The sequence below is a fragment of the Streptomyces nanhaiensis genome, assembly GCF_046614825.1.
Lineage (GTDB): Bacteria > Actinomycetota > Actinomycetes > Streptomycetales > Streptomycetaceae > Streptomyces > Streptomyces radiopugnans.
Genome location: NZ_JBKJFM010000174.1, coordinates 1 through 12,091 on the forward strand (window position 1 = coordinate 1; position 12,091 = coordinate 12,091).

A 12,091-nucleotide genomic window follows, 5' to 3' on the forward strand; every position below is an offset into this window, starting at 1 on the left:
ACCGGCGGCCCCGGCGCGCAGGGCCCCGCGCGCCATCCCCGGCTGCCGGAGGCGCGCCCGCGCACCGGTGTGCGGCAGGGGCGTGAAGCCGGGCCGGTGCGAGCCCCCGGCACGCACCCCGCCTCACGACCGCGCTCCGCGCGGGTCCCGCTTCTCCCAGCCCTCGGCCCACAGGTCGAAGCGGGCCTGCTGCTGGGGGAACTCCGCGGCCGCGTCGGTGTCCAGCTCCACCCCCAGCCCGGGGGCGTCGGGGAGGGAGAAGTAGCCGTCCACGACTTCCGGCGCCCCCTTGACCACCTTCTTGATCTCGGCGTCCGCGAAGTCGTTGAAGTGCTCCAGGATCTTGAAGTTCGGCGTGCAGCCGGCCAGTTGGAGGGAGGCGGCCGTCAGCACCGAGCCGCCCACGTTGTGCGGCGCGACCAGCATGTAGTGGGTCTCGGCGGTGGCGGCGAGCTTGCGTGTCTCCAGGATGCCGCCGATGTGGCCCAGGTCCGGCTGGATGATGTCGGCGGCCTGGGACTCGAACAGCTCGCGGAACTCGATGCGGTCGTGGATGCGCTCGCCGGTGGCGATGGGCATGTCCACCTTCTCGGCCACCTTGGCCAGCGCCTTGAGGTTCTCCGGCGGCACCGGCTCCTCCAGCCAGCTCGGCCGGAACGGATCGACCTCGCGGGCGATGCGGACGGCCGTGGCGGGACTGAAGCGGCCGTGCATCTCCAGCAGCAGCTCGCACTCCGGCCCGATCGCGTCCCGCACCGCCTCCACCAGCGCCACCGAGCGCAGCGTCTCGGCGTGGTCCAGCTCGAAGTGACCGGTGCCGAACGGGTCGAGCTTGAGCGCCCGGTAGCCGCGCCCGACGACCCTCAGCGCCGCCTCGTGGAACGCCTCAGGGGTGCGCTCGACGGTGTACCAGCCGTTGGCGTACGCCTTGACCCGGTCGGTCACCCTCCCGCCCAGCAGCTGCCACACCGGCACGCCCAGTGCCTTGCCCTTGATGTCCCAGCAGGCCATCTCCACGCAGGCGATGCCGGACATCACGATCTCCCCGGCCCGTCCGTAGTCGCCGTACTTCATGCGCCGCACCAGGTCCTCGACCGCGAAGGGGTCGGATCCGGCGATGTGGTTGGCCTCGGCCTCGCGCAGATAGCCGACCAGGGCGTCGGTGTGCCCGAGCATCCGGGTCTCGCCGACGCCGGTGAGCCCCTCGTCGGTGTGGACCTGGACGTAGGTCAGGTTGCGCCACGGAGTACCGACGACATGCGTGCTGATCCCGGTGATGCGCACAGCGGCTGCCCTTCTCTGTCGTTCGATATTTCGTCAGACGTTCGAAATGCTGGCGCGAATGTAATGACGAGGCTCGACCGGCGTCAATGGGGCGGACGCGGATTTCCGCCGCTCAGGCGGGCGGACGCTCGGCGGTGACCTGCCGGTGGGCGATCTCGGCGAGCGCGCGCTGGCCCTCCGGTCCGGGGTGGAACCAGTCCCAGGCGCTCAGTTCGCGCGCGGTGAAGCGGTAGCCGTGCACCGCCCCGCCGTCGTGCCGGCAGCGCGCGTCGCGCTCGCAGACCTCCGCCAGCGCGGCGTTGTACGCCCGCACCCGCGCCGACACCTTCGCCCGCCGCTCCGCCGCCGCGGCGTCCGAGGCCCGCGCGCCGCCCAGCATCGACGGGCAGATGCCGAGCTCCCACACCTGCGCGGCCACCGGGTGGGACCGGCCCAGGGACCACAGCCGCTCGAGGTCCGGCACGCCGGCCACGTACACCTGGGTCTTCGGCGAGGCTCGGCGGAGGGTGCGCAGCGCCTCGGCGAAGTCGGCGCGGAACTCCTCCACCGGCGTCATCCGCTCCACCGTCGGCCGGCAGGCGTCGTTCGCGCCGATCAGCACCGTCACCAGCTCCGGTCGGTGCGCCGCCGCCCTGCGGGCCTGGGCGGGCAGCTCGGCCATCAGGGCGCCGGAGCGCGCGTGGTTCCAGGTCGCGGCGGCCGGAACGCCCAGCCGCCGCGCCAGGCTGTCCACCTCCGGGGAGGTGCCGGTGGCCCAGGAGGCCTCGGGGCAGTCGTCCAGCAGCGAGCAGGCGTCGAAGGCGCGGGTGATGGAGTCGCCCAGGGCCGCCAGCGAGCCGGGGCCGGTGTCCCACGAGGGGGAGGGCGACGGAGAGGGGGAGGGGCGGGCGTCGGCGGACGCGCCCCGGGAGCGCGGCGCACCACCGCCGGAGCCGTCGCACGACGCGGCGAACACGACGAGGGCCACGGTGGCGGCGACCGCGGCGCATACGGCGGCCGGCAGCCCCCTGAGGCGGGTGCGTCCGGCCGGCGGGCGGCCGGACGGAGCGTCGTCTCGCACGTGTGCTCCCCCCGTTCCTTCCTGTGTCCCGGTGGGGTGATGGTTCGGACGGGTGGGTTGACCGCCTCGGCCGACGGTACGTCACCCCATGGGTGCCCCGGCACGGTAGCTTTTGCCATGACGGTCCGAAAATGGCCGCCGGACACGTTTGACAGATTACATCGCGTCACTTGCTGTCCCTTTTAGGGAGAATCGGCACGGATAGTGTTTACTGTTCGTAACTTCGGGAGCCGGAGGACACGTGACCGATGGGACAAGATGTCAACCGGTGCCCCGGCGCATGGCCGGCAGGGATTCGAGGCCGCCACGGAAGGTCGCACTCGAACCACACAGGAGGTCCCGGTGACGACACGTGGAGTTCTGTACGTCCACTCCGCCCCCCGCGCGCTGTGCCCGCACGTCGAGTGGGCCGTGGCGGGAGTACTCGGCGCCCGCGTCAGCCTCGACTGGATCAAGCAGCCCGCCTCACCGGGCACCTGGCGCGCGGAGCTGTCCTGGCAGGGTGAGCCGGGCACCGCCTCCAAGCTCGCCTCCGCGCTGCGCGGCTGGCGCATGCTCCGCTTCGAGGTGACCTCCGAGCCCTGCTCCACCGCGGAGGGCGAGCGCTACAGCTCCACCCCCGAGCTGGGCATCTTCCACGCGGTCACCGGCATGCACGGCGACATCCTCATCCCCGAGGACCGGCTGCGCGCCGCCGTGGACCGCGCCGCGCGCGGCGAGACCGAGCTGGAGGCCGAGATCTCCAAGCTCCTGGGCAAGCCCTGGGACGACGAGCTGGAGCCCTTCCGCTACGCGGGCGAGGGCGCCCCGGTGCGCTGGCTGCACCAGGTGGTCTGACACCGGCGCGGCCGCGCGACGACGCGGCCGCACCCACCGGGCCCGGCGCCCGCCCGCCCCCGGCGCCACGGGCGCGGTGACGGCTCACGGACTCCCGCACCGGCCCGGTCTCCGCCCTCTGCCGCCCTCTGCCGCCCTCTGTCACGAACCCCCGCCCGGCTCCGTGTCCTCCGTATGCCCGAGGGCCCGCCGGACGGTGTCCGGCGGGCCCTCGGGCGGTGCTCAGGCAGGCAGTGCTCAGTCGGTGCTCAGGCGGCTTTCATGCGGCGCTCAGGCGGTGCGGAAGGCCACGACGACGTTGTGGCCGCCGAAGCCGAAGGAGTTGTTGATCGCCACCAGCGGGCCCTCGCCCAGCTGCCGCGGTCCGCCGGTCACGATGTCGGCGTCGATCTCCTCGTCCAGGTCGTCGACGTTGATGGTCGGCGGCGCCGTGCGGTGGTGCAGCGCCAGCACCGTCGCCACCGTCTCGATGCCGCCCGCGCCGCCCAGCAGGTGACCGGTCATGGACTTGGTGGCGGAGATGGCCACGTGGTCCAGGTCGGAGCCCAGCACCTTGCGCAGCGCCTTGATCTCGGCGACGTCGCCCTGCGGGGTGGAGGTGGCGTGCGCGTTGAGGTGCGCGACCTCCGAGGGCTTCAGGCCGGTGGCCTCCAGCAGGCTCTGCAGGGCGTCGGAGATGCCCCGGCCGGTCGGCTCGGGCTGCGCGATGTGGTGGTTGTCCGCGGACAGGCCCTGGCCCAGCACCTCGCAGTAGACCTTCGCGCCGCGCCGGGCCGCGTGCTCGGCCGACTCCAGCACCACGACGCCCGCGCCCTCGCCGAGCACGAAGCCGTCGCGGGCCTTGTCGTAGGGGCGCGAGACCTTCTCCGGGTCCCCCTCGTTCTTCGACAGCGCCATCATGTTGGCGAACGCCGCGATGGGCAGCGGGTGGATGGCCGCCTCGGTGCCGCCCGCGACGACCACGTCGGCGCGTCCGCTGCGGATCATCTCCACGGCGTAGCCCACCGCCTCGGCACCCGAGGCGCAGGCGCTGACCGGGGTGTGCACGCCCGCCTGGGCGCCCACCTCCAGGCCCACGTTGGCCGAGGGGCCGTTGGGCATCAGCATCGGCACGGTGTGCGGGGAGACGCGGCGTACGCCCTTCTCCTTGAGCACGTCGTACTGGTCGAGCAGGGTGGTGACGCCGCCGATGCCGGAGGCGACGACGGCGCCGAGCCGGCCCGGGTCCACCTGGCCGTTCTCCCCGGCCCTGCCCTCGAAACCGGCGTCCGCCCACGCCTCGCGGGCCGCGATCAGCGCGAACTGCGCAGAGCGGTCCAGCTTGCGGGCGAGCGGACGGGGCAGGACCTCGGACGGGTCGACCGCCGCCTGCGCGGCGATCCTCACGGGCAGTTCGGCCGCCCACTCCCGCTCCAGGGCCCTGACCCCGGAGCGGCCGGCGAGCAGGCCCTCCCACGTCGATGCGCTGTCGCCACCCAGCGGTGTGGTTGCGCCGATACCGGTGACGACCACGGTGTGGTGGGTCGCGTTCACAGGAATTTCTCCACTGGTAGGGGAAGTGCGGTCATCCGCCACCGCATGACGGGTGGCGACAAACGCTTCAACGGGCGTGCGGACCGGTCAGTCCTGGTGGTTGAGGATGTAGTCCACCGCGTCGCCGACGGTCTTGAGGTTCTTGACGTCGTCGTCCGGGATCTTGACGCCGAAGCGCTCCTCGGCGGCGACGACGACCTCGACCATGGACAGCGAGTCGACGTCCAGGTCGTCGGTGAAGGACTTCTCCAGCTGGACGTCCTCGGTCGGGATGCCGGCGATCTCGTTGACGATCTCGGCGAGACCCTCGACGATCTCTTCCTTGGTGGCGGCCATGGTGGCGCTCCTTCGTGTTGTGTTACGCGTGGTGTGTTGCGGTCCGGTGTACTGCGATGCGGAACATCCGGCTAGGGGAGGGTAACGACCGTAGCCGCGTAGACGAGACCCGCCCCGAAGCCGATGACGAGTGCGGTGTCCCCGCTCTTCGCCTGCCCGGTCGCCAGCATCCGCTCCATGGCGAGCGGAATGGAGGCGGCCGAGGTGTTGCCGGTGGTCTCCACATCGCGGGCGACCGTGACGTGCTCCGGCAGTTTGAGGGTCTTCACCATCGAGTCGATGATCCGCATGTTGGCCTGGTGCGGGATGAAGACGTCCAGGTCGTCGGCGGTGATGCCGGCCGCCTCCAGCGCCTGCTGGGCGACCTTGGCCATCTCGAAGACGGCCCAGCGGAAGACCGTCTGGCCCTCCTGGCGGATCGCCGGGAACTTCTCGACCTCGCCCTCGCGGTAGTCGTCCCACGGCACGGTCTGCGAGATGACGTCCGCCTTGTCGCCCTCCGAACCCCACACCGCGGGGCCGATGCCGGGCTCCTCGGACGGGCCGACGACGACCGCCCCGGCGCCGTCGCCGAAGAGGAAGGCGGTGGTGCGGTCCGTCAGGTCCGTCAGGTCCGACAGCCGTTCGACGCCGACGACCAGCACGTACTCCGCGCTGCCCTCCACCACCAGGCCCTTGGCGATGGTCAGGCCGTAGCCGAAGCCCGCGCAGGCCGCGGAGATGTCGAACGCGGCGGCCCTGCCGGTGCCCAGCCGGTGGGCGACCTCGGTGGCGATCGAGGGCGTCTGCTTGAAGTGGGAGACGGTCGAGACCACGACCGCGCCGATCTGCTCGGGGCCGATCCCGGCGTCCGCCACCGCCTTGCCCGCCGCGGCGAGCGTCATCTCGGCGACGGTCTCCTCCGGTCCGGCCCAGTGCCGGGTGGTGATGCCCGAACGGGAGCGGATCCACTCGTCGGACGAGTCGATGTGCTTGAGGATCTCCTCGTTGGGCACCACACGGGTCGGACGGTAGCCGCCGACGCCGAGGATGCGCGCGTACGGCGCGCCCTTCGCGGGCCTGATCTTCGCGGTCATGCTCTCGGAGCTCCTATCGACTGCTGTCCGGCTACTGGGCCGTGGGAGAGGCGTGCTCGGCGATCAGCTCACGGGCCGCGTCGAGGTGCTCGGGGGTCTTCAGGGCCAGCGTCTTCACGCCCGGCAGGGCGCGCTTGGCCAGACCGGTGAGGGTGCCGCCGGGGCACACCTCGACCAGCGCGGTTACGCCCATCTCCTTGAACGTCTCCATGCACAGGTCCCAGCGCACCGGTCCGGCGACCTGCCGCACCAGCCGCCGCACGATCTCGCCGCCGTCGGCTACCGCCCGCCCGTCCCGGTTGGAGACGTAGGGCACGCGCGGGTCCTTGGGCGTCACGCCCTCGACGGCCTCGGCCAGCGCGTCGACGGCCGGGGCCATGTGGTGGGTGTGGAAGGCGCCCGCGACGGACAGCGCCTTGACCATCCGCGCCCCCTCCGGCTTCTCCTCGGCCAGGGCGGCGAGCTGCTCCACGGTGCCGGCGGCGACGATCTGGCCGGCGCCGTTGACGTTGGCCGCGGTCAGGCCCAGCCGCTCCAGATGCGCCGTCACCGTCTCCGGGTCCCCGCCGATGACGGCGGCCATACCGGTCGGGGTGACGGCGGCGGCCTCGGCCATCGCCCGGCCGCGGGTGCGCACCAGCGCCATCACGGCCTCGGGGGCGAGGACTTCACCGATCGCGGCGGCGGTCAGCTCGCCCACGCTGTGGCCCGCGACGGCGCCGAGGGAGTCCAGCGGGACGCCCTCCAGCAGCGCCTGCGCGGAGACCAGCCCCGCGGCCACCAGCAGTGGCTGGGCCACGGCCGTGTCGCGGATCCGCTCGGCGTCCGCCTCGGTGCCGTAGTGCACCAGGTCCAGGTCGATGGCGGCCGACCACTCACGCAGCCGGTCGGCGACACCGGGGAGTTCGAGCCAGGGGGTCAGGAAGCCGGGCGTCTGGGCGCCCTGTCCGGGAGCGACGAGTACGAGCACTCTCACACTCTCTCTTGTCGACGAAGGTCCACGCCGGTGGGGACCAGCACGAAGAACGGTCAGGGGAATTGTGGGAGGCCGACAAAACCGATGGGCATGACTATATCTGCCCGCCCCCGTCCGCCAGACGACCCAGGATCAGCGCGACGCGCAGCGTGAACGCCGAACGGACGTCCGAGGGGGACCATCCGGTGACGTCCGTCACACGTCGCAGCCGGTAGCGAACGGTGTTGGGGTGCACGAACAGCATCCGCGCGGCTCCCTCCAGACTGCTCGCCTGCTCCAGATAAACACTCAAGGTCTCCAGGAGAGCGGCTCCGGCCTCCTGGAGCGGTCTGTAGATCTCCTCCACCAACAACGTGCGCGCTGTGGGGTCTCCGGCCATCGCGCGCTCGGGCAGCAGATCGTCCGCCAGCACCGGGCGCGGCGCGTCCGGCCACGCGGCGCACGCCTTCAGCCCGGCGGCGGCGGCCTGCGCCGAACGCGTCGCCGACAGCAGGTCGCCCACCACGGGACCGGCCACCACCGGGCCCGCGGCGAACGGGCCGATCAGCGACTTGGCGACGTGCAGCGGATCGTCCGAGCCGCCGGCGATGACCACCAGCCGGTCGCCCAGCACCCCGGTCAGCACCTGGAGCTTGGCGTGCCGGGAGGCGCGCCGGATCGCCTCCACCGTCAGCTCGCTGTCCCCGTCGGGCGCGGTGCCCAGCACGACGGTCACGTGCTCGGGGGAGTTCCAGCCCAGCGCCGCGGCGCGGGAGACGGCCCCCTCGTCGGCCTCCCCGGAGAGCACCGCGTTGACCACCAGCGACTCCAGCCGCGCGTCCCACGCGCCGCGCGCCTCGGCGGCCTGCGCGTACACCTGGGCGGTGGCGAAGGCTATCTCGCGGGCGTAGACCAGCAGAGCCTCGCGCAGCACGCTCTCGTCCCCGGGCGCGGCGACCTCGTCGATCGCCGCCTCCACGACCTCGATGGTGGTGCGGACCATCTCCACGGTCTGCCGCAGCGTGATCGCCCGCGTCAGCTCGCGCGGTGCGGTGCCGAACACGTCCGTACTGATCGCCTGGGGTGTCTCGGGGTGCCGGAACCACTCGGTGAACGCCGCGATGCCCGCCTGCGCCACCAGGCCGATCCACGACCGGTTCTCCGGCGGCATCGCCCGGTACCAGGGCAGTTGCTCCCCCATGCGCGTGAGGGCCGCGGCGGCCAGCTTGCCGGAGGACTGCTCCAGCCGCCGCAGCGTCGCGGGGTGCGGATGAGGGCGCTGCTTGTCGGGTGCTGGTGTCTGAGTGGGTTCTGGCACGGGACAAGACTGCCCTATTGGTACGGCCGTATGGGTGGCGGGTGTCGGATCCGTACAACGAAAGGGTGTGGCGGAGGGGGCGGCGACGCGGCCGGGGCCGGCCCCTGGGCCCGCGTCAGGCCCAGGGGAGCCGGGAGCGGCGGGCCCAGTACTCGCCCGGCGCCTCGGCGAGCCCGGCCAGCCGCGCCAGGTGCCCCTCGTCCAGGCGCACCCCCACCGCGCGCAGGTTGCTCTCCAGTTGCGCGGTGGTCGCCGCGCCGGACAGGACGGTGCCCGCCCACGGCCGGTGCAGGGCCGCGGCCAGCGCGACGGCGTCGGGGGAGGCGCCCGTATCGCGGGCGACCGCCTCCAGGACGGCCAGGGGCCGGGAACCGGGCTCCAGCAGCCGCCCGTTGGCCAGCCCCTCCTTGACGATGACCGTGCGGCCCGCCTCGTACGCCTCGGCCAGGGCGGGCCCGGCCGACGGCTCCAGGAGGTTCCAGGTGGCCTGCACGCCGCGGAAGAGCGGCTCACCGTCCACGGTGACCTCCAGAGCGGCCCGTACGGCCTCCCCCTGGTCCGGTCCGCTGGTGCTCACCCCCACGGTGACGCCCTCGGCGGCGAGCGCGGCCAGCCTGCGGTGCAGGGACGCGTCGGTGAGGGTGGGGCTGCCGGGGGTGACGGAGTGGACCTGGTACAGGTCCAGCCGGTCGCCGAGCAGGGCCCGGGTCTCGGCGAGCTGCCGGTCGTAGGTGGCCGGGCTGTGGTCCTTGACCTCGTGCACGGGCGCGTCCACCGACCAGTCGGCGGTGTAGGTGTAGCCCCACTTGCTGCCCACGACCAGCTCCTCGCGCCGGTCGCCGCCGGTGCGCAGCCAGTCGGCGAGGAACTCCTCGGCGCGGCCGTAGGAACGCGCGGTGTCGATGTAGCGCACCCCCGACTCCCAGGCGAGGTCGAGGAGTTCGCAGGTGCGGCGGCGCAGCTGGGCCACCGTCCGCCCGGCGGGCAGATCGCGCCCGCGCCCGAGGTTGATGTAGCCGGGACGGCCCACGGCGGCCAGTCCCAGCCCCATCCGCGAGGCGGGCGTGCGGTGCGGGCGAGCGGAATCCAAGGTCACGTTCGTCGGCCTCCCCGGCGTGCGGCTGCGTGCCCGCCCAGGCTATGCGGCTGTGAGGGCGCGGGACGGGAGCGAGGCCGCGGGAGGCGGTGGAGCCCGGCGGCGAGCCGGAGGGGCGCGGTGCCGGGCGGCGGCAGGTGCGGCGGCGGCCCGGCCGCCCGCGCCCCGCGCGGAGACGGCCTTACAGGGGGCGTGACTTCCCGAACGCGAAGCCCCGCTTCGTTCTCGGACGGTTCAGTTCGTCGGCCGCCACGGTGAGACAGGCGGCGACCAGGACGACGTTCTTGATGATGTACTGCCCCTCCATGGTCGGTACCACCGAGTCGCTCTGCCACATCTCGCCGGGGAGGACGAAGAGTGCGGAGAACACCCCGGTCATATGGGCGAAGAAAGCCGCGAGAGCCGGGCGGAGGAGGAATCCCGTGGTGAGCCCGATCCCGATCGCCAACTCGCACAGCGCCAGTGACATAAGAACCGTGTCCGGCTGCATCAGACCGAAGGTGAGCTTCATGGCCGCTCTGACGGCGACACCTTCCGCGGGACTGGTCGCCGGAAACAGCTTCAGTGCACCGAACCAGAGGAATACCAACCCCACCGAAACCCTCATGATCGCGGTGCCGTGGCACTGGAACCGGCCGGCCAGACCGCGTAAACGGACGGCTTTCCGTGAATTCCCCGGGGCGGCGGTTCCGTGCGCGTGTTCCGTTCGCTCCGAGAGAGCTCCGCTTTCCCCCGGCAGGGGGGAACTCCGGATGGGACTCCGCCCGTCGGAATTCTTCAACATCGTCCGTACTCTCCCGTGATTCGGTGCTCGCCGGTGAAACCGCCGTACCCGCGGTTCGTACGAGCGCTTGCCGTTCCGGTGATCGACGGCACGCCGGGCTCCGCCCGGACACCGGACGCCCGGAACGCCGAGCGGTGGGCCCGGGGGAGGCCGCGGCCGGCGTTGCCGGAGGGGCGTGGCGGGCGCTGTGCCGCCCACCACGCCCCGGTGCCGGTGGCCGCCCCGCGGAGGCGGTCACCGGCACCGCGTCAGCGGATGGAAACGTCCACGCAGGCGTAGAAGGCGTTCTGGGTGTCGGCGATGTTCCACACCGCGAGCACCTTCTGCTTCCCCGTCAGGCTGCCGAAGTTCACCTGGTGGGTGACGGTCGAACCCGGCCGTGCGCCGCCGTCGTTGAATTCCGCGATCTTCCGGCCGCCCGCGTAGTACTGCCAGGTGCTGGTGGCGTGGCGCGCCGTCAGGCGCCAGTTGAAGCTTGTGGTGCGACTGACCGGGGTGACTCGCCAGCCCTTTCCGTCGTCGTCGAGTTCGGCGAACGCGGCGTTGCCGCCGCTGCAGCTCATCAGGCCCTTGGGGCCCTCGACGCTCTGCGGTTCGTACTTGATCGGGCCGCAGGGGACGATTCCCGCGGCGCACTGGGCCTGCCGGCTCGGGGGCGAGGAGACGTAGCCGTGCGCGTTCGCGGTGCCCGCCGGCAGGCTCACGGCGAGAAGCGGGGCTATTCCCGCTCCGATGGCCGCGGCGAGCATCTTCCTGTTCTTCACGTCGGCTCCTTCGGATCGGAGGCCTGTCTGTTCCTCCAACAGGCCTCACCGGGGGGTGGCGCAAGGAACAAGAAGCGCACTCGCACGGGCGCGGCGACCGATCGTGGGGGCACCGGCAGACGACGCTCCGCGACGCATTTCCTTTCCTTGCTTGGTCTAGACCATACTCTTTGATGGTCCTCGGTCAAGGGGTTAGGACGGACGAACCGTTACTTCCGCGAACCGGCGCGTAACCTCAGTGGAGGGTGGCGGGGCCGGTGCCCGGCACCGGTGGCCGCACGGATCCGCGAACCCGCGAGGCGGGGCGGACGGCGGCTGTTGGGCCCGCCCGGGCTATGCGGCTATGACCGGGCGGGAGCGAGGCCGGACGAGGAGGTGGAGCCCGGCGGCGGCGAGCTGGAGGGCGGCGATGCCGAGCAGCGGCAGGTGCGGCGGCAGCCCGGCCGCGGCCCCGGCGAGAGCCGAACCGCAGGCCGCCGCCGAGATCTTCAGCCCCGCCCCGATGGTGAAGACCTGGGCCCGAACCCCGGGCGGGGAGTGGTCGGCGCGGATGCGCAGCGTGGCGCTCAGCAGCGGCCCCTCGAAGACGCCCGCCACCGCGAACAGCGCCGTCTGCACGGCGAACGAGGGCGCGGCAGCGGCGGCGGCCAGCCCCAGGCCCGCACCGGTCAGGCAGAAGGGGACCAGGTGCCGGGCGGGGAAGGAGCGCAGCCACCGGGCCACCGCCAGGGAACCCGCCAGCGCTCCGAGCGCCAGCGCCGTCATCAGCACGCCTCCGGCGTCCGGGCGGCCCCGGTCGCCGGCGAGGAGCACCGCGGTGGTGGTCAGGCCGCCGACGCCGACGAAGGCCAGGGAGGTGGCTGCGGTGACCGCGCGCAGCTCCCGCACGCGCCACACCGCCGCCAGGCCGGCCCCGAGAGCGGCCCGCAGTGCCGTCCGGGACTCCGGGCCGGGCGCCGTGGCCCTGTTCCCGCTCCCGCCCGCGCCCTCGTTCGTGTCCGCGTCCGCGTCCTCGTCAGTCCGCCCGTACGGCAGCGCCGCCGCGGTG

The 12,091-nt window shown here is 72.8% G+C and carries 12 protein-coding genes; 1 reads left to right on the forward strand and 11 read right to left on the reverse strand.

Annotation, left to right across the window (positions count from 1 at the left end; all coding sequences use genetic code 11):
- Positions 1-123 precede the first annotated feature (123 nt).
- The gene (locus tag ACLIYP_RS26350; RefSeq protein WP_412715601.1) at positions 124-1,284 is read right to left on the reverse strand and encodes a mandelate racemase/muconate lactonizing enzyme family protein; all 1,161 of its coding nucleotides are present in this window, start codon (positions 1,282-1,284) and stop codon (positions 124-126) included.
- 112 nt (positions 1,285-1,396) lie between these two features.
- On the reverse strand, positions 1,397-2,344 hold the full coding sequence (locus ACLIYP_RS26355) for an SGNH/GDSL hydrolase family protein (RefSeq protein WP_412715602.1): 948 nt from the start codon (positions 2,342-2,344) through the stop codon (positions 1,397-1,399).
- 342 nt (positions 2,345-2,686) lie between these two features.
- Between ACLIYP_RS26355 and ACLIYP_RS26360 the strand changes: the two genes are divergently transcribed.
- The gene (locus tag ACLIYP_RS26360) at positions 2,687-3,181 is read left to right on the forward strand and encodes a DUF3145 domain-containing protein (RefSeq protein WP_093654684.1); all 495 of its coding nucleotides are present in this window, start codon (positions 2,687-2,689) and stop codon (positions 3,179-3,181) included.
- Between the two features lie 270 nt (positions 3,182-3,451).
- Here the strand turns inward: ACLIYP_RS26360 and ACLIYP_RS26365 are convergent, their stop codons facing one another.
- The 9 genes from ACLIYP_RS26365 to ACLIYP_RS26405 form a co-directional block, all read right to left on the reverse strand.
- A complete protein-coding gene (locus tag ACLIYP_RS26365) occupies positions 3,452-4,714 on the reverse strand; it encodes a beta-ketoacyl-[acyl-carrier-protein] synthase family protein (RefSeq protein ID WP_412715603.1) in 1,263 nt (420 codons plus the stop codon).
- 87 nt (positions 4,715-4,801) lie between these two features.
- Positions 4,802-5,050 (reverse strand): acyl carrier protein, encoded by a 249-nt coding sequence (locus tag ACLIYP_RS26370; RefSeq protein WP_093654688.1) that lies wholly within the window; start codon positions 5,048-5,050, stop codon positions 4,802-4,804.
- A gap of 71 nt (positions 5,051-5,121) precedes the next feature.
- Positions 5,122-6,126: a ketoacyl-ACP synthase III gene (locus ACLIYP_RS26375; protein ID WP_412715604.1), complete on the reverse strand. Its 1,005-nt coding sequence runs from the start codon at positions 6,124-6,126 to the stop codon at positions 5,122-5,124.
- Between the two features lie 31 nt (positions 6,127-6,157).
- On the reverse strand, positions 6,158-7,096 hold the full coding sequence (locus ACLIYP_RS26380) for an ACP S-malonyltransferase (protein ID WP_412715608.1): 939 nt from the start codon (positions 7,094-7,096) through the stop codon (positions 6,158-6,160).
- Positions 7,097-7,196: 100 nt separating this feature from the next.
- Complete coding sequence (locus ACLIYP_RS26385) at positions 7,197-8,399, reverse strand: PucR family transcriptional regulator (protein WP_412715605.1); 1,203 nt, start codon at positions 8,397-8,399, stop codon at positions 7,197-7,199.
- A gap of 115 nt (positions 8,400-8,514) precedes the next feature.
- Entirely contained in the window at positions 8,515-9,450 is a 936-nt protein-coding gene (locus ACLIYP_RS26390; protein WP_412715609.1) for an aldo/keto reductase, read from the reverse strand.
- Between the two features lie 226 nt (positions 9,451-9,676).
- A complete protein-coding gene (locus ACLIYP_RS26395; RefSeq protein ID WP_412715610.1) occupies positions 9,677-10,138 on the reverse strand; it encodes a DoxX family membrane protein in 462 nt (153 codons plus the stop codon).
- A 389-nt stretch (positions 10,139-10,527) separates the two neighbouring features.
- On the reverse strand, positions 10,528-11,043 hold the full coding sequence (locus ACLIYP_RS26400) for a lytic polysaccharide monooxygenase auxiliary activity family 9 protein (RefSeq protein WP_412715606.1): 516 nt from the start codon (positions 11,041-11,043) through the stop codon (positions 10,528-10,530).
- Between the two features lie 333 nt (positions 11,044-11,376).
- Positions 11,377-12,091 (reverse strand): MFS transporter (locus tag ACLIYP_RS26405; protein ID WP_412715607.1); only part of this gene is annotated, 715 nt, incomplete at its 5' end.

Excerpts from the sequence above, each read along its gene's own strand:
- ACLIYP_RS26375 (WP_412715604.1), bottom strand. The coding sequence starts at position 6,126 with ATGACCGCGAAGATCAGGCCCGCGAAGGGCGCGCCGTACGCGCGCATC.
- ACLIYP_RS26390 (WP_412715609.1), bottom strand. The coding sequence starts at position 9,450 with ATGGGGCTGGGACTGGCCGCCGTGGGCCGTCCCGGCTACATCAACCTC.
- ACLIYP_RS26370 (WP_093654688.1), bottom strand. The coding sequence starts at position 5,050 with ATGGCCGCCACCAAGGAAGAGATCGTCGAGGGTCTCGCCGAGATCGTC.